Below are 16,407 nucleotides of genomic sequence, written 5' to 3'. Positions count from 1 at the left end.
TGAGTCACCTGCGCATTGTGCCGGGACAAGATGAACGGAAGGTGTCGCGCGCACCTGGACGGTCCGATTCATGCCGTTCGGGCGTTTGCCTGTTGTTCACGTCGCCCCGCGGCTATGGCACCAGGAGGACTTTCCCGGTGGTCTTGCGGCCCTCGAGGTCGCGGTGCGCCTGCCCGGCCTGGCTGAGCGGGTAGCGTGCGCCGATCCGGACCTTCAGGCTGCCGTCGGCCGCGGCAGTGAACACCTCGTCCGAGCGCCAGCGCCGTTCCGCCGCGTCCCGCAGGTAGTGGCCCATGGTGGGGCGGGTCAGGAACAGGGAGCCCGCGGCGTTGAGGCGCTGCGGGTCAAACGGCGGGACGGGCCCGGATGCTGCTCCGAACAGCACCAGCATGCCCCGGATCCGCAGCGCTGACAGGGAGCCGTCGAACGTATCCTTACCCACGCCGTCGTAGGCGACGTCGACGCCGGTTCCGCTGGTGATGTCCCGGACCCGCTCCGCGAAGCCGTCGTAGCGCAGCACGTGGTCCGCGCCGGCGTCGAGCGCAAGCTGTTCCTTTTCGTCGGTGGAGACCGTGGTGATGACTTCCGCGCCACGTGCCTTGAGCAGCTGGATCAGCAGCAGCCCCACGCCGCCGGCGCCCGCGTGCAGCAGGACCTTGTGGCCTGGTTCCACCTTGAAGGTGGAATTCATCAGGTAGTGGGCGGTAACGCCCTGCAGGGGGAGCGCTGCGGCAGTGAAGACATCCAGGCCTTTGGGTACCGGCAGTGCCGCATCCTCATCCACCAGGGCGTAGTCCGCGTAGCAGCTGACGCCTTCCGCGGTGGCTACCCGGTTGCCCGCGGCGAAGCCGGTCACGCCCTCGCCCACTGCCTCCACCGTGCCCGCTGCCTCCGAACCGGGAGTGAAGGGGTAGGAGACTTTGTAGGTGCCGCTGCGCTTGTAGGTATCGATGAAGTTGACGCCCGCCGCGCCGACCTTGACCAGCAGCTGCCCCGGGCCCGGAACGGGGGGCTCCGACTCCGTGTACTCAAGGACTTCCGGTCCGCCTGCCTGCCGTGCGACGATTGCGTGCGTCATGGCGCTCCTTTCGCGGGTCCCGGCGTCTCCGGCCCCGGCTGCCGAACCCATCCTAGGGACACAGTGGGATGGCAGGACAAGTACCAATCGCCTGATAGCCATCCTATATGCATAATTATCGGTAGCAATGCATAACTATTGCTGTATAGTCGAAGCATGACTATTTCTGTTGCGGTTTCGGGAGCCAGCGGCTACGCCGGGGGAGAGGTCCTCCGCCTGCTTGCCGGGCACCCCGGTGTGACCATCGGCGCCATCACAGCCCACAGCAACGCCGGTTCCCGCCTCGGTGAACTCCAGCCCCACCTGCACGGACTGGCCAGCCGCATCCTCGAGGACACGACGGTGGAGAACCTCTCCGGCCACGACGTCGTCTTCCTTGCCCTGCCCCACGGTGCTTCCGCGGAGATCGCCGCCCAGCTGCCGGAGGGGACGGTGGTCATCGACGCCGGCGCAGACCACCGGCTCGAGGACCCCGCCGCCTGGGAAAAGTTCTACGGCTCCGCCCACGCCGGCACCTGGCCCTACGGTCTTCCGGAGCTGCCCGGCCAGCGCGAAGCACTCAAGGGCGCCAAGCGCATCGCCGTTCCCGGGTGCTACCCCACGTCCGCCCTCCTCGCCCTGGCTCCCGGCTTCGCGGGGCACCTGCTGGAGGCCGACGACGTCGTGATCGTTTCCGCTTCCGGGACCTCAGGTGCGGGCAAGGCCGCCAAGGTCAACCTGATTGGCTCCGAGGTCATGGGCTCCATGAGCCCGTACGGCGTGGGCGGCGGCCACCGGCACACTCCGGAAATCGAGCAGGGCCTGTCCAATGCTGCGGGGGAGCAGGTCTCCGTTTCCTTCACGCCCACCCTTGCCCCGATGAGCCGCGGCATCCTGACCACCGCCACCGCCAAAGTCAAAGCAGGCACCACGGCCGCGCAGCTGCGCCTGGCCTGGGCCGAGGCGTACGACGACGAGCCGTTCGTCCACCTGCTGCCGGAAGGCCAGTGGCCGACGACTAAATCGGTCCAGGGCTCCAACCATGCCGCCATGCAGCTGGCCTTCGACGCGCATACCGGACGGGTCATCGTCACCTGCGTGATCGACAACCTCACCAAGGGCACTGCCGGCGGCGCCGTCCAGTCCATGAACATCGCACTCGGCCTGCCGGAAACCGACGGCCTCAACCTGCAGGGAGTAGCCCCGTGACCATCACCGCCCCCCAGGGATTCCGGGCAGCCGGCGTCACCGCCGGCCTCAAGGCTTCCGGCAACCCGGACCTCGCCCTCGTGGTCAACGACGGCCCGGCCAAGGCAGCCGCCGCCGTGTTCACCAGCAACCGCGTGGCAGCCGCCCCGGTCCACTGGTCCCGCCAGGTGGTCTCCGACGGCCGCGTCGACGCCGTGATCCTCAATTCCGGCGGAGCCAACGCCTGCACGGGCCCCACAGGCTTCCAGAACACCCACAGCACCGCGGAGAAAGTGGCGAAGGTCCTCGGCATTTCGGCCACCGACGTCTTCGTCTGCTCCACCGGACTGATCGGCGAGCAGCTTCCCATGGACAAGATCCTGCCGGGCGTGGAGGCTGCCGCGGCGGCGCTGAGCACCGATGGCGGTCCCGCCGCCGGAACCGCCATCATGACCACGGACAGCGTGCCCAAGTCAGCGCTCTTCATCGGCACCGACGCCGACGGCCAGGAGTTCAGCATCGGCGGCATCGCCAAGGGAGCCGGCATGCTGGCCCCGGGCCTGGCCACCATGCTGGTGGTGCTCACCACGGACGCCGACGTACAGCCGGAAATGCTCGACGTCGTCCTCCGCGACGCCACCCGTGTCACCTTTGACCGCGCCGATTCGGATGGCTGCATGTCCACCAACGACACCGTGGTCCTGCTGGCCTCCGGCGCTTCCGGGGCTGTGCCGTCCGCCGAGGCGTTTGGTGCCGGGTTGACGCAGGTCTGCGCCGAGCTGGCACGCAAACTGATTGCCGATGCCGAAGGCGCCAGCCATGACATCGCCATCCGGACCTTCAACGCAGCCAGCGAAGCCGACGCCGAGACGGTCAGCCGCTCCGTGGCCCGCTCCAACCTCTTCAAGGCCGCCATTTTCGGCAAGGACCCGAACTGGGGCCGCGTGCTCTCCGCCGTGGGCACCACCGATGCCATCTTCGAACCGGACAAGCTGAACGTCGCCATGAACGGCATCCAGATCTGCCGGAACGGCAGCATCGGCGATGACCGCTCCCTGGTGGACCTGGAACCCCGCGAAGTCCTGGTGGAAATCGACCTGCAGGCAGGCGAGGCCGAAGCCACCATCTGGACCAATGACCTCACCCACGACTACGTGCACGAAAACAGCGCCTACTCCAGCTAGGAATCCCAGCCGGCGCGCGACCCGCCAGGCCTAAACTGCCGTGGAAAGTGACACCATGAATACCCAGACGCGTGAAACCACCAGCATGTCCGCTGCCCAGGACAAGGCAGAAACCCTGATCGAGGCCCTGCCTTGGATCCAGCGGTTCGCCGGCACCACCATGGTGATCAAATACGGCGGAAACGCCATGGTCAACGACGAACTCCGGCGTGCCTTCGCCGAGGACATCGTCTTCCTGCACCACGTGGGCATCCACCCCGTCGTGGTCCATGGCGGCGGCCCGCAGATCAACGCCATGCTGGGCCGCCTGGGCATCGAATCCGAGTTCAAGGGCGGCCTGCGCGTCACCACCCCGGAGGCGATGGACGTGGTCCGCATGGTCCTCACCGGCCAGGTGGGCCGCGAACTGGTGGGCCTGATCAACTCCCACGGGCCCTACGCCGTCGGCATGTCCGGCGAAGACGGCGGCCTGCTCCGCGCCGTCCGCACCGGCACCGTGGTGGACGGCAAGGAGGTGGACCTGGGGCTGGTGGGCGAGGTGGTCGGCGTCGACCCCGCAGGCATCATGGACATCCTCGCCGCGGGCCGCATCCCCGTGATTTCCACGGTGGCCCCGGAAATTGTCGACGGCGGTGACAGCGTGGCGGGGGCCGCGCGGTTCCAGCCCACCGGCCAAGTCCTGAACGTCAACGCTGACACGGCAGCGGCCGCCGTGGCCGCGGCGCTTGGCGCCTCCAAGCTGGTGATCCTGACCGACGTCGAAGGCCTCTACGCCAACTGGCCGGACAAGTCCTCCCTGATCTCGTCCCTCACCGCGTCGGAACTGCGGAAGATGCTTCCGAAGCTCGAGTCGGGCATGATCCCGAAGATGGCCGCGTGCCTCAAGGCCGTCGACGCGGGCGTGGAACGCGCACACATCGTGGACGGGCGGCTGGCCCACTCCATGCTTCTTGAAACATTTACGACGGCGGGCATCGGCACCCAGGTAGTCCCGGACGAGGAGATCAACGGATGAACACCATGGAAAAGTCCCCCGTGACTGAGCTCGTGGAAACCACGGGCCACGCAGGCTCCGAGTGGCTCTCCCGCTACTCCAGTTCGCTGATGAACGTGTTCGGCACGCCGCAGCGGGTTCTGGTCCGCGGCGCCGGCTGCCTGGTCTGGGACGCGGACGGCAAGGAGTACCTGGACCTGCTCGGCGGCATCGCCGTCAACGCCCTGGGCCACGCGCACCCGTTCGTGACCTCGGTGATCGCCAGCCAGTTGGCCACCCTGGGGCACGTCTCCAACTTCTTCACCAGCCCCACCCAGGTGGCGCTGGCCGAAAAACTCCTTGACCTGGCCCACGCGCCCGCCGGTTCCAAGGTGTTCTTCAGCAACTCCGGCACCGAAGCGAACGAGGCCGCATTCAAGCTGGCGCGCCGCAACACCGGCGACGGGCCGGTGAAACGGGCCAAGATCATCGCCCTTGAAGGTGCCTTCCACGGCCGGACCATGGGGGCGTTGGCCCTCACCGCTAAGGAAGCCTACCGGGCACCCTTCGAGCCGCTGCCCGGCGGCGTGGTGCACATCCCGTTCGGTGACATCGCCGCACTGGAAGCCGCCGTGGACGACACCGTCGCCGCTGTCTTCCTGGAACCGATCCAGGGCGAAGCAGGCGTCCGTCCGCTGCCGCCCGGTTACCTGAAGGCGGCGCGGGAGGCCACCAGCAAAGTGGGCGCCCTGCTCATCCTGGACGAGGTCCAGACCGGCATCGGCCGAACCGGCAAATGGTTCGCCAGCGAGGACGCGGGCATCGTGCCCGACGCCATCACCCTGGCCAAGGGGCTGGGCGGGGGCTTCCCCATCGGCGCCCTGGTCACCTTTGGTGAGCAGACGTCGTCGTTGTTGTCCGCAGGCCAGCACGGGACCACGTTTGGCGGAAATCCCGTGGCGACCGCAGCGGCCCTGGCCACCCTCCACGTCGTGGAAAGCCAGCACGTGCTGGCCAATGCGGCGGCGGTGGGGGAGCACCTCCGCTCCGCGCTGGCCGCCATCCCCGGCGTTACCGAAGTCCGCGGCGAAGGACTGCTGATCGGCTTCGACCTGGACGGCGACGTCGCGCCGGCCGTGGTGCAGGCCGCCCTCGACGCCGGATTCATCGTCAACAGCCCGGGTCCGCGCACCATCCGCCTGGCACCTCCGCTGATCCTCACCACAGCGCAGGCCGATACCTTCCTCTCCGCTTTCCCGGCAATCCTCCAAGCAGCTAAGGACGCCCAGTGACCCCCACAGCTTCATCCCTTGGTACGGTGCCTGGCAGCACCCGGCACTTCCTCAAGGACACCGACCTCAGCCCCGCCGAGCAGGCAGAGGTGCTGGAACTCGCAGCCCGGATGAAGGCCGCCCCGTACAGCGTCCAGCCCTTCGCCGCGGAGGGCAGCGGCCGCAAGACCGTGGCTGTCATCTTCGACAAGACCTCCACCCGGACGCGCGTCTCGTTCGCCACGGGCATCGCGGACATGGGCGGCAATGCCCTGATCATCAACCCTGGCGAAGCACAGATCGGGCACAAGGAATCCGTGGAGGACACCGCCAAAGTCCTCGAGCGGATGGTCTCCACCATCGTGTGGCGCACCGGCGCGCACGACGGCCTGGTGGCCATGGCCGCCAACTCCAAAGTCCCGGTCATCAACGCCCTGTGCGACGATTACCACCCGTGCCAGTTGCTCGCTGACCTGCTCGCCGTCAAGGAACACAAAGGCGACCTCAAGGGGCTCACCATGAGCTACCTGGGCGACGCCGCCAACAACATGGCCAACTCCTACCTGCTGGCCGGCGTCACGGCCGGGATGCACGTCCGCATTGCCGGCCCGGAAGGCTACCTGCCTGCCGCGGAGATCGTGGCGGCCGCGAAGGAACGGGCGGCCGAAACCGGCGGCTCCGTGCTCATCACCACCGATGCCAAGGAAGCGCTGCAGGGGGCGGACGTCGTGGCCACCGACACCTGGGTGTCCATGGGCCAGGAAGCCGAGAAGGAAGCCCGGATGCAGTTGTTCCGCGAGTACTCCGTGGACTCAGGCGCCATGGCACTCGCTGCGGATGACGCCGTCGTGCTCCACTGCCTGCCCGCCTACCGCGGCTACGAAATCTCCGCCGACGTCATCGACGGCCCGCAGTCCATCGTGTGGGACGAAGCCGAGAACCGGCTCCACGCCCAGAAAGCGCTGATGGCCTGGCTGATGCACCGGTCCGGCCTGGCCTTCGTGGACGGCCTTTCGCCCGTCGAGGGCACCGGGGAGAGCACGTTCTAGTGTCCTCCCAGCCGTCCTCCCCGGGCACCAGCCCCGCCACCAAGACCGCCCGGCAGGCGCGCATCACCGCCATCCTCACCGGGCAGTCCGTGCGTTCCCAGGCGGAACTGGCGGCGCTGCTGGCGGACGACGGCGTGCAGGTCACCCAGGCCACGCTGTCCCGTGACCTCGTGGAGCTGGGGGCCGTCCGTGTCCGCGGCAAGGAGGGCGTCCTGGTGTACGCCGTCCCCGGCGAGGGGGGCGAACGGGGCGCCAGGAGCGGCGTCACCCAGGAGATCCTGGACGCCCGGCTCGCCCGGCTGTGCAGCGAACTGCTGGTCACCGCCGAAGCCTCCGCCAACATCGCCGTCCTGCGGACCCCGCCCGGTGCCGCGAACTTCCTGGCCCTGGCCATCGACCACTCGGTGATGCCCTCCATCCTGGGCACCATCGCCGGTGACGATACCGTCCTGCTGGTCTCCCGTGACCCGCTGGGCGGCCCGGACCTCGCCGCCCGCTTCCTGCAACTCGCCGAGGAAGCCGGGCAATAAGCTTGAAGACAACGAATCAACCAACCCCAACAAGGAGCATTTAAAGTGACTGAACGCATTGTGCTGGCCTACTCCGGCGGCCTGGACACGTCCGTCGCCATCGGCTGGATCGGTGAAGCCACCGGTGCCGAGGTCATCGCCGTGGCGGTCGACGTCGGGCAGGGCGGCGAATCGCTGGAAACCATCCGCCAGCGCGCCCTCGGTTGCGGCGCCGTCGAGGCCTACGTCGCGGACGCCTCGGACGAGTTCGCCAACGAATACTGCGTGCCCACGCTGAAGGCCAACGCCCTCTACCAGGGCCACTACCCGCTGGTGTCCGCCATCTCCCGCCCCGTCATCGTCAAGCACCTGGTCAAGGCAGCCCGCGAATTCGGCGCCACCACCGTGGCGCACGGCTGCACCGGCAAGGGCAACGACCAGGTCCGCTTTGAAGTGGGCATCCAGACCCTCGGCCCGGACCTGAAGTGCATCGCACCGGTCCGCGACCTTGCCCTCACCCGCGACAAGGCCATCGCCTTCGCCGAGGAAAAGGGACTGCCCATCGAGACCACCAAGAAGAACCCGTACTCCATCGACCAGAACGTCTGGGGCCGCGCCGTGGAAACCGGCTACCTCGAGGACATCTGGAACGCCCCCACCAAGGACATCTACGACTACACCGCCACCCCGGAGTTCCCGCCGGCACCGGATGAAGTCACCATCTCCTTCGAAGCCGGCGTCCCGGTAGCGATCGACGGCGTCAAGGTCACCCCGCTGCAGGCCATCAAGGAACTGAACCGCCGCGCCGGTGCCCAGGGCGTGGGCCGGATCGACGTCGTCGAGGACCGCCTGGTGGGCATCAAGTCCCGCGAAATCTACGAAGCCCCCGGTGCCATGGCCCTGATCACCGCGCACAAGCACCTCGAGGACATCACCGTGGAGCGCGAGCAGGCCCGCTTCAAGGCCACCGTTGGCCAGCGCTGGGCCGAGCTGGTCTATGACGGCCAGTGGTTCTCCCCGCTGAAGCGCTCCCTGGACGCCTTCATCGAGGACACCCAGAAGTACGTCTCCGGCGACATCCGCATGACCCTCCACGGCGGCCAGGCCATCGTCAACGGCCGCCGCTCCGACACGTCGCTGTACGACTTCTCGCTGGCCACCTACGACACCGGCGACACCTTCGACCAGTCCCAGGCCAAGGGCTTCATCGAGCTGTGGGGCATGTCCGCCAAGGTTGCCTCCGGCCGCGACATCCGCGTCGCAGGGAAGTAGCCCGCGTGGCTGAGCAGAAAACGGAGGCTACGAACGCAGGTGCCCTGTGGGGCGGCCGGTTCGCCGGCGGCCCCGCGGACGCCCTCGCGGCGCTGAGCAAGTCCACGCACTTCGACTGGCGGCTGGCCCGCTACGACATCGCCGGCTCCAAGGCGCACGCCCGCGTGCTGCACAAAGCCGGCCTGCTGGACGACGCGGAGCTCGAAGGCATGCTCGCGGCCCTGACGCAGCTGGACGAGGACGTGGCGTCCGGCGCCTACCTGCCGGCGGAGTCCGATGAGGACGTGCACGGTTCGCTGGAACGCGGCCTGATCGAGCGCGCCGGTGCCCAGCTGGGCGGCAAGCTCCGCGCCGGCCGGTCCCGCAACGACCAGGTGGCCACCCTGGGCCGCATGTTCCTGCGCGACCACGCCCGGATCATCGCCCGCGGTGTCCTGGCCACCGTGGACGCGCTGGTGGAGCAGGCCAAGGCGCACCATGGCGTCGCCATGCCGGGCCGCACCCACCTGCAGCACGCCCAGCCGGTCCTGCTCAGCCACCACCTCCTGGCCCACGCCTGGGCTTTGCTGCGGGACGTGCAGCGGCTCCAGGACTGGGACAAGCGGGCAGGGGTTTCGCCGTACGGCTCGGGCGCGCTGGCCGGGTCCTCGCTGGGCCTGGACCCGGAGGCCGTGGCCGCGGAGCTCGGGTTCTTTTCCGCCGTGCACAACTCGATCGACGGCACCGCCTCCCGCGACGTCTTCGCCGAGTTCGCGTGGGTCTGCTCGATGATCGGCGTGGATCTGTCCCGGATCTCCGAGGAAGTCATCTTCTGGGCCACCAAGGAGTTCTCCTTCGTCACGCTGGATGATTCGTACTCCACGGGGTCCTCGATCATGCCGCAGAAGAAGAACCCGGATGTGGCCGAGCTGGCCCGCGGCAAGGCAGGGCGCCTGATCGGCAACCTGACCGGGCTGCTGGCCACGCTCAAGGGCCTGCCGCTGGCGTACAACCGCGACCTGCAGGAGGACAAGGAACCGGTCTTCGACGCCGCCGACACCCTGGAGCTGCTGCTCCCGGCCGTCTCCGGCATGATCGCCACCCTGAAATTCAACACGGAGCGGATGGAGTCCCTGGCGCCGCAGGGCTTCGCGCTGGCCACGGACATCGCCGAATGGCTGGTCCGCCAGGGCGTGCCGTTTCGCGAGGCGCACGAGCTCTCCGGTGCCGCGGTCAAGCAGGCCGAGTCCCGAGGCGTGGAGCTGTGGGATCTGTCGGATGAGGAGTATGCCGCCATTTCGGAGCACCTCATACCCGAGGTGCGCACGGTCCTGTCCACCGAAGGCTCGCTCAACAGCCGCAACTCCCAGGGCGGAACAGCACCGGCCGCCGTCGAACGCCAGCTGGCCGCGCTGGAAGGCGAGCTTGCCGGCGTCCGGGAGTACGCAGGGTAGTCAGCCGTGTTTGAGGGGCCCGGCGGTTTCCGCCGGGCCCCTTGGCGTCTGTGGTTAGCTGGCTCCATGAGCGAAACCTTCCGCAAGTTCCTTCGCACGCTGCCCGACTTTCCCTCCGACCTGCCCGGCTTCGACCCGGCCAGTGCACCGCAGGACCCGGCGCTGCTCTTCAAGCAGTGGCTGGACGAGGCGCTGGATGCGGGGGAGCACCAGCCGCATGCCTTCAGCCTGGCCACGGTGGGCGCGGGGGCTGGCGGCGCCCCCCAGCCTTCGTCGCGGATGCTCATCCTGAAGAACATTGACGACGACGGCTGGCACTTCGCTACGTCCCGCACCTCCCGCAAGGGCCGCGAACTGTCGGAGTCACCGCGCGCGGCGATGAACTTCTACTGGGCGGCCCTGGGCCGTCAGGTGCGGGTGGTGGGAGCGGTGACAGAACTGTCCGCCGAAGCCTCCGCCGTCGACTGGCACGAGCGGCCCCGGGCCGATGGCAGCGACAATCCGGACTGGCAGCTCTACGCCCTCCAGCCGGCCGAAATCGAGTTCTGGCAGGCCAGCAACGACCGCCGGCACGTCCGCCACCGTGTCGGGCCGGACGGAAGCCCCCTGGACTGACCGCTCCGCTAGGCTGGCCGAATGACCTCACCTTCCCCTGCCGCCCTCCCCGCTGAACTGCACAAAGCCGCGGACGCACTCACCGCTGCGGTGGACCGGATTCCGGCCGGCGGCGAAAAGGCCTCCTCCACCCTTCCCGGCTGGAGCCGCGGCCACCTCCTGGCCCACGTCGCCGGAATCTGCAATGCGCTGGCCCGGCAGGTGGAATACGGACGCCGCGGCGAAACGGTGGAGCTCTACGACGGTGGAGTGGACGGCCGCAACCGGGCCATCGAGCTTGCCGCCGGCCACAGCCTGGAGGATCACCGGGAGGACGTCGCGGCCGCGGTGCAGCGGGCATTGGCTGCCTTCGATGCGCTGGGGGAAGACGAATGGTGGACGCGCATCGCCTTCCGTGACGGCGTGATCTTCGACGCCGGTTTGGCCCTGTGGCGCGAACTGGTCATCCACACCGCGGACCTGGACACCGGCGCGGGACCCGAAACCTGGAACAGGGCCTTCTGCTCCCATCTTTTCGACTTCCTCGCCGCCCGGGTGCCGGCGGAAACCCGGCTGGTCCTGCAGCCCATGGCACTGCCGCCGCTGACCCTCGGAACGGGCGGCAGCACCGTCGTCGTCAGCGGGATGGTGACGGACATCGCCGCCTGGCTCGCGGGCCGGGAGCCGTCACTGGACAGCTTGCGGGCCACGGCCGCCGGGGACGGCACCGATCTTCCCGGCCTGCTGCCCTGGCCGTCGGCGATGCCGGACCCCAAATAGCCAGGGGAGCGGTCAGGCGGCCTCGCGGGCCAGCAGGCTCTCCTTGATGCGCAGGCCCCAGCGGAAACCGCCCAATGAGCCATCGGTCCTGATGACCCGGTGGCATGGCACGAACAGGGCCGCGGCATTAAACGCGCAGGCGCTGGCGGCGGCCCGCACGGCGCGTGGATTCCCGGCCAGCGCGGCGTACTCCGTGTACGTAACGGGTGAGCCTGGCTTGACCTGGCGCAGCACATCCCAGGCGTGGGCGCGGAACGGTCCGGACTGCTGGCGGACCGGCACTGCCATGGCCGGGGCAGGGTCGCCGGCGTAGAAGGCCTCCACGGCCGATGAGATCCCGCCAAGGTCCGTTACCTCTTCCACGGCGTCGGGCCGCAGTGTGGGATGGACCTGGCCGGTGAGTTCCGCCATCCCGGCCGTCCAGCCGGACGCAAGGACCACGCCGTCCTGGGCGAGGACAGTAAACGGTCCGTCAGGCGTGGACAGCTGGACAAGTTGGGCTTTCATGGCGTCCCTTTCGCGGGAATGGTGGTTGGCGCGGCGGGCCGGGCGGCGGCGCGCCAGAGGTGCATGGTGGCGTAGGAGCGCCAGGGGCTGGCCTCCCGGAAGTCAAGGCTCAGGGCGCTGGTTCCATTATCGAGGGCGCGGATGCCGTTCCGCACGGCGGCGTCATTGGCGAGGAAGATGTCAGGGGCGCCCAGGACACGCATGGCGGCGTACCCCACGGTCCAGGGCCCGACGCCGGGAAGCGGCAAAAGCGCTGCGGTGAGGCTGGGTACGTCGTCGCCGTAGCCGAACTCCAGGCGGCCGCCAGCCATTGCGGACGCGGCGTGCAGCAGCGATTCGGTCCTGCGCCGGGGGCCGCGGAGCAGGTGTCCGGCGGCCGCGATTTCCGCTGGGGTGGGAAACAGGCGGTCCAGTCCGTCGCCGGGTGCACTGGTGGGACTGCCCGCGGCGGACAGTTGGGTCAGGGCGGTCCTGGCGGCTGCCACCGTGATCTGTTGCCCCACCATGGCCCGGACCAGCAGTTCCTGCGGATCCACGGCGCCCGGCAGGCGCATCCCACGCACTCCTGCGACGGACCCGGCGAGCCGGGCATCAGCGGCCAGGGTGCCGTCGATAGCTTCAGGGTCCGCGTCCAGGTCGAAGAGCCGGCGGACGCGGCTGAGCAGCGCAGGAAGGTCGCGAAGGTCCACCGCGCCGATGGTGAGTGTCAGCGGACGTTCCCTGGCCCCGCCGTCGTACTCCACCCGGAACCGCGCGTCCCCGTGGGGGAGGCGAAGGGTCCTGGCATAAGCGGTTGAGGTTCCCTCCTCGATCCCCGGGATGGCGCGGACCGCCAGGAAGGAGAAGATGCCGGGATCGAAGGGCGGCCGGTAGGGCAGGTCCAGGATCAGGGCCGCAGCGCCGGCGCCGGTCACCGGATGACGGACGGTCTTCCTGAGCGCCGTGGGAGTTATATCGAACACCTCGGCGATGGTTTCGTTGAACTGCCTGACGCTGCTGAAGCCAGCTGCAAAGGCGACGTCAGCGAGCTTCATGGACGTTGAAACCAGCAGGGTGCGGGCAGTCTGGGCCCTTGCGGCGCGGGCCAATGCCAGGGGGCCGGCACCGAGTTCCTGGCCCAGGATCCGGTTCAGCTGGCGCGGCGAATATCCCAGCCGGGCGGCCAAGCCCGCCACGCCGTCGCGGTTGACCACGCCATCGCTGATCAGGCGCATTGCGCGCCCCGCGATGTCCTGCCGCACGTTCCAGGCCGGGGTGCCCGGGACCGCTTCCGGCAGGCAGCGTTTGCAGGCGCGGTAGCCTGCCTCGTGTGCCGCGGCGGACGTCTCGTAGAACGTCACGTTGGAGGCCTTGGGCGTCCGGGCGGGGCAGGAGGGGCGGCAGTAGATTCCCGTGGTGCGGACGGCTGTGAAGAACTGGCCGTCGAACCGGGTATCGCGGGCGTCGATTGCCCGGTAGCGCTGCCAGAAGTCCATGGCTCCATCCTGCCAGCCGGCGGCAGGCGCTGCTAGCGGAAATCGGACATGGCCGTCGGCCCCGAAACGGCTCCCCGGACCACGTGCAGGGGACGGATGAAGACCGCAGCATCCGGGTAAGGTCAAGCAATGAACCACAGCACTGGGGCGCGGGAACACCTGCGGGATTTCCTGTCCGCAGACGCCCGCGAACTCGCACCGCAGCTGCTCGGAGCCCTGCTCACCCACGAGTCCCGCGACGGCTCTGTGTCCATCCGGCTTACGGAGGTGGAGGCCTACATGGGGCCGGAGGACTCCCTGCACCCGGACCCCGGATCGCACACCTACCGTGGCCCGACTCCGCGCAACGCCCCCATGTTTGGGCCGCCCGGGCACCTCTACGTCTATTTCACGTACGGGATGCACCACTGCACCAACATCGTCTGCGGTCCCGCCGGCGTCGCGTCCGCGCTGCTGCTGCGGGCGGGGGAGGTCGTGGACGGGCTGGCGCTGGCCCGGCGCCGCAGGCCGACGTCGAAAACTCCTGCGGACCTGGCCAGCGGGCCCGCCCGCCTTGCCAAGGCCTTAGGCCTGACGACGGCGGACAGCGGCCGCGACGCGCTGGCTCCGCCGTTCCGGCTGGAACTTCCGTCGGTTCCCGCCGGCGCGGTCAGTTCCGGTCCCCGGGTAGGGGTGTCCGGAGCCGGAGGCACGGACGAATACGCCTGGCGGTTCTGGCTCACCGGCGACCCCACTGTGTCAAAGTACAAGGCGGCAAAACCGAGGAACCGAAACACCGCCGGTGCGCCGCCCGGGTTTCACGAGCGTTAACGGAAATGGTTGTAGAATGGACGGTCTGTCTTTCGCGATAGGGGAACGTTAATGCACGACGCCGAATTGGCCCACGAACGGGAGTATGTAGCCGGCCTGTACGCCCGGCTGGAGGAACTCCGGGAGGAGAAGCGCGGCCAGCTGGCACAGGTCCGCCGCGCTGGAGCCGTGGGCACCATGCAGAACGTTTCGGAACGTGACGCGTTCGCCGCACTGTATGAGGACCGCCTCGCGCAGCTGGACGCGGTGGATGACCGGCTGGTCTTTGGCCGCCTGGACCTGGACTCCGGCGAAGCCCAGTACATCGGCCGCATCGGCCTCACCACCGAAGACCTCCAATGGCTCATGGTGGACTGGCGTGCCCCGGAGGCCGGGCACTTTTACCAGGCTACGGCCTTTGACCGGCAGGGCGTCCGCCGCCGCCGGCACCTGATCCTGCAGGGCCGTGAGGTCAAGGCCATCGAGGACGATGTCCTGGACGCGGGAATGCTCACGGACGACGCATCGCTCCAGGGCGAAGGTGCCCTGCTGGCTGCCCTGAACTCCAAGCGGACCGGCCGCATGTCGGATATCGTCAGCACCATCCAGTCGGAGCAGGACAGGATCATCCGCTCGTCCATCTCCGGCGCCGTCGTTGTCCAGGGTGGACCCGGCACGGGCAAGACCGCTGTGGCCCTGCACCGCGCCGCCTACCTGCTCTACACCCATCGTGACCGCCTCAAGAGTGCCGGCGTGCTGCTGGTGGGGCCATCGTCGTCGTTCATGAAATACATCGAACGGGTGCTGCCCTCGCTGGGTGAGACCGGCGTGGTCATGGCCAGCCTGGGCCGCCTGATGCCCGGCATCCATGCCGTGCCCGAAACAGACGCCGGCGTCGCAGCCATCAAGGGGCGGCTGGACATGGCCACCATCGTGGCCAACGCCGTCTCCAACCGCATGCGCGTCCCCGCCCAGAACAGGATCCTCGAGGTGGACGGCCGCAAGCTGACCCTCACGCCCCGGCAAGTGCGCCGCGCGCGGGAACGCGCCCGCGCCACCGGAAAGCCTTACAACGAGGCCCGCGTGACGTTCGTCAAGATCCTGCTGCGCGAACTGACCGAGCAGATGACCGAGCTCGTCGAGGCCGGAAACATCGGCAACAACGCAGACCGCTCCTACCTCGCCGAGGACGTCCGGACCGCGCGCGACGTGCGGATCGCCCTGAACCTGTGCTGGATGCCCATGACGCCGGAGAAGTTGATTTCGGATCTCTTCAGCAAGCCGGAAATCCTGGAGTTCTGCACCCCGCACCTGACACCTGCCGAGAGGGCGCTGCTGCAGCGTCCGGCCGATGCGCCGTGGACCGAGTCCGACGTCCCGCTGCTGGATGAAGCCGCCGAACTGCTCGGGGAGCTGGACCCGGCGGCTGGCCGCGGGCTGGCCCAGCAGGAGCACGACCGGGCCCGGGACCTCGCCAACGCAAAGCAGACCCTGGTCAACATGGAGGCCGCCGGAGTTGATCCGTTGATGTCCGCGGAAGAACTGGCGGAGCAGAACCGGGAGCAGGAAGCCAGGCAGACGGCGGCCGAACGCGCAACGAGCGACCGCACGTGGGCCTTCGGACACATTGTGGTGGATGAAGCCCAGGAGCTTTCCCCCATGCAGTGGCGGCTTCTGGTACGCCGGTGCCCGCTGAAGTCCTTCACGATCGTGGGTGACATCGCGCAGACAAGTTCAGTGGCAGGCGCCAATTCCTGGCAGGGCGCGCTGGCCCCGATGTTCGGTGACCGCTGGCAGCTGGAGGAGCTGACCGTCAACTACCGCACCCCGTCTCAGATCGCCGAGGCTGCCGTGAGGATGGCCAACGCCGCCGGCCTGGTGGTTTCCGCGCCGAAGGCTGTCCGCGAGGGCCGCTGGGACCCCATTATCGACGAAGTGTCCGCCGGCGCGGTGGTGGAGCGGCTGGTGGAGGTCCTCCCCGAGGAGCTTGCGGCGCTCGACGGCGGCCTGCTCGCCGTGATTGCCGACGGTGACCTCCTGCCCCAGGCATCGGCAGCCCTGCGCGAGGTGTATGGGCGCAGGATTGGCAGCGGCGCCGGCAGCTACGAACAGGACATCGTGGTGATCAGCCCGCGCGAGGCCAAGGGCCTGGAGTTCGACGGCGTCGTGGTCCTGGAACCATCGGTCATGCTCAACCACGAGCACGGCAAGGTGGGGGACCTGTACGTGGCCATGACCCGGGCCACGCAGCGCCTGCGGCTGATTGCCTCGCAACCCGTGCCTGCCGGGATTGCCGGCTGACCGGGCGTTGGGCGTTACTGCTAAC

The 16,407-nt window shown here is 68.7% G+C and carries 15 protein-coding genes; 12 read left to right on the top strand and 3 right to left on the bottom strand.

The window, feature by feature from the left end; all coding sequences use genetic code 11:
* Positions 1 to 112: 112 nt before the first annotated feature.
* On the bottom strand, positions 113 to 1,078 hold the full coding sequence (locus tag NIBR502771_RS18205) for a quinone oxidoreductase (RefSeq protein ID WP_141160937.1): 966 nt from the start codon (positions 1,076 to 1,078) through the stop codon (positions 113 to 115).
* 156 nt (positions 1,079 to 1,234) lie between these two features.
* Between NIBR502771_RS18205 and argC the strand changes: the two genes are divergently transcribed.
* The 10 genes from argC to NIBR502771_RS18155 all read left to right on the top strand — a co-directional run bounded on the left by argC (position 1,235) and on the right by NIBR502771_RS18155 (position 11,310).
* On the top strand, positions 1,235 to 2,266 hold the full coding sequence (gene argC, locus NIBR502771_RS18200) for an N-acetyl-gamma-glutamyl-phosphate reductase (RefSeq protein ID WP_141160936.1): 1,032 nt from the start codon (positions 1,235 to 1,237) through the stop codon (positions 2,264 to 2,266).
* Entirely contained in the window at positions 2,263 to 3,429 is a 1,167-nt protein-coding gene (argJ, locus tag NIBR502771_RS18195; protein ID WP_141160935.1) for a bifunctional glutamate N-acetyltransferase/amino-acid acetyltransferase ArgJ, read from the top strand. The genes argC and argJ overlap by 4 nt, the downstream gene beginning before the upstream one ends.
* 55 nt (positions 3,430 to 3,484) lie before the next feature.
* Positions 3,485 to 4,444, top strand: a complete 960-nt coding sequence (gene argB / locus NIBR502771_RS18190; protein ID WP_141160934.1) for an acetylglutamate kinase — start codon at positions 3,485 to 3,487, stop codon at positions 4,442 to 4,444.
* Positions 4,441 to 5,694 carry an acetylornithine transaminase gene (locus NIBR502771_RS18185; protein WP_141160933.1) on the top strand — a complete coding sequence of 418 codons (1,254 nt, stop codon included), beginning with the start codon at positions 4,441 to 4,443 and terminating at the stop codon, positions 5,692 to 5,694. Before argB ends, NIBR502771_RS18185 begins: the two co-directional genes overlap by 4 nt.
* Before the next feature lie 26 nt (positions 5,695 to 5,720).
* Positions 5,721 to 6,722 (top strand): ornithine carbamoyltransferase, encoded by a 1,002-nt coding sequence (argF, locus tag NIBR502771_RS18180; RefSeq protein ID WP_141161621.1) that lies wholly within the window; start codon positions 5,721 to 5,723, stop codon positions 6,720 to 6,722.
* On the top strand, positions 6,722 to 7,252 hold the full coding sequence (locus NIBR502771_RS18175) for an arginine repressor (RefSeq protein ID WP_141160932.1): 531 nt from the start codon (positions 6,722 to 6,724) through the stop codon (positions 7,250 to 7,252). The genes argF and NIBR502771_RS18175 overlap by 1 nt, the downstream gene beginning before the upstream one ends.
* A gap of 45 nt (positions 7,253 to 7,297) precedes the next feature.
* Entirely contained in the window at positions 7,298 to 8,503 is a 1,206-nt protein-coding gene (locus NIBR502771_RS18170) for an argininosuccinate synthase (protein ID WP_056338239.1), read from the top strand.
* Between the two features lie 5 nt (positions 8,504 to 8,508).
* A complete protein-coding gene (gene argH / locus NIBR502771_RS18165) occupies positions 8,509 to 9,936 on the top strand; it encodes an argininosuccinate lyase (protein ID WP_141160931.1) in 1,428 nt (475 codons plus the stop codon).
* Between the two features lie 66 nt (positions 9,937 to 10,002).
* On the top strand, positions 10,003 to 10,551 hold the full coding sequence (locus tag NIBR502771_RS18160) for a pyridoxal 5'-phosphate synthase (protein ID WP_141160930.1): 549 nt from the start codon (positions 10,003 to 10,005) through the stop codon (positions 10,549 to 10,551).
* Positions 10,552 to 10,572: 21 nt separating this feature from the next.
* Complete coding sequence (locus tag NIBR502771_RS18155) at positions 10,573 to 11,310, top strand: maleylpyruvate isomerase family mycothiol-dependent enzyme (RefSeq protein WP_141160929.1); 738 nt, start codon at positions 10,573 to 10,575, stop codon at positions 11,308 to 11,310.
* Positions 11,311 to 11,322: 12 nt separating this feature from the next.
* On the opposite strand, the gene NIBR502771_RS18150 is transcribed toward NIBR502771_RS18155, so the two are convergent.
* Entirely contained in the window at positions 11,323 to 11,817 is a 495-nt protein-coding gene (locus NIBR502771_RS18150) for a methylated-DNA--[protein]-cysteine S-methyltransferase (RefSeq protein ID WP_141160928.1), read from the bottom strand.
* Positions 11,814 to 13,292 carry an AlkA N-terminal domain-containing protein gene (locus NIBR502771_RS18145; protein ID WP_141160927.1) on the bottom strand — a complete coding sequence of 493 codons (1,479 nt, stop codon included), beginning with the start codon at positions 13,290 to 13,292 and terminating at the stop codon, positions 11,814 to 11,816. Before NIBR502771_RS18145 ends, NIBR502771_RS18150 begins: the two co-directional genes overlap by 4 nt.
* Before the next feature lie 129 nt (positions 13,293 to 13,421).
* Here NIBR502771_RS18145 and NIBR502771_RS18140 point away from each other — a divergent pair, with 129 nt between their 5' ends.
* Together NIBR502771_RS18140 and NIBR502771_RS18135 are read left to right on the top strand one after the other, a co-directional pair.
* Entirely contained in the window at positions 13,422 to 14,102 is a 681-nt protein-coding gene (locus NIBR502771_RS18140) for a DNA-3-methyladenine glycosylase (RefSeq protein ID WP_141160926.1), read from the top strand.
* Positions 14,103 to 14,153: 51 nt separating this feature from the next.
* The gene (locus NIBR502771_RS18135) at positions 14,154 to 16,382 is read left to right on the top strand and encodes an AAA family ATPase (RefSeq protein ID WP_141160925.1); all 2,229 of its coding nucleotides are present in this window, start codon (positions 14,154 to 14,156) and stop codon (positions 16,380 to 16,382) included.
* The last annotated feature ends 25 nt before the right edge of the window (positions 16,383 to 16,407 follow it).

The organism is Pseudarthrobacter sp. NIBRBAC000502771, assembly GCF_006517215.1.
Taxonomy (GTDB): Bacteria; Actinomycetota; Actinomycetes; order Actinomycetales; family Micrococcaceae; genus Arthrobacter; species Arthrobacter niigatensis.
This window is presented reverse-complemented; position numbering and strand designations above follow the sequence as displayed.

Coding starts and splice junctions, on each gene's coding strand:
- NIBR502771_RS18205 (WP_141160937.1), bottom strand. CDS start 1,078: ATGACGCACGCAATCGTCGCACGGCAGGCAGGCGGACCGGAAGTCCTT.
- argC (WP_141160936.1), top strand. CDS start 1,235: ATGACTATTTCTGTTGCGGTTTCGGGAGCCAGCGGCTACGCCGGGGGA.
- argB (WP_141160934.1), top strand. CDS start 3,485: ATGAATACCCAGACGCGTGAAACCACCAGCATGTCCGCTGCCCAGGAC.
- NIBR502771_RS18185 (WP_141160933.1), top strand. CDS start 4,441: ATGAACACCATGGAAAAGTCCCCCGTGACTGAGCTCGTGGAAACCACG.
- NIBR502771_RS18160 (WP_141160930.1), top strand. CDS start 10,003: ATGAGCGAAACCTTCCGCAAGTTCCTTCGCACGCTGCCCGACTTTCCC.
- NIBR502771_RS18155 (WP_141160929.1), top strand. CDS start 10,573: ATGACCTCACCTTCCCCTGCCGCCCTCCCCGCTGAACTGCACAAAGCC.
- NIBR502771_RS18150 (WP_141160928.1), bottom strand. CDS start 11,817: ATGAAAGCCCAACTTGTCCAGCTGTCCACGCCTGACGGACCGTTTACT.
- NIBR502771_RS18145 (WP_141160927.1), bottom strand. CDS start 13,292: ATGGACTTCTGGCAGCGCTACCGGGCAATCGACGCCCGCGATACCCGG.
- NIBR502771_RS18140 (WP_141160926.1), top strand. CDS start 13,422: ATGAACCACAGCACTGGGGCGCGGGAACACCTGCGGGATTTCCTGTCC.
- NIBR502771_RS18135 (WP_141160925.1), top strand. CDS start 14,154: ATGCACGACGCCGAATTGGCCCACGAACGGGAGTATGTAGCCGGCCTG.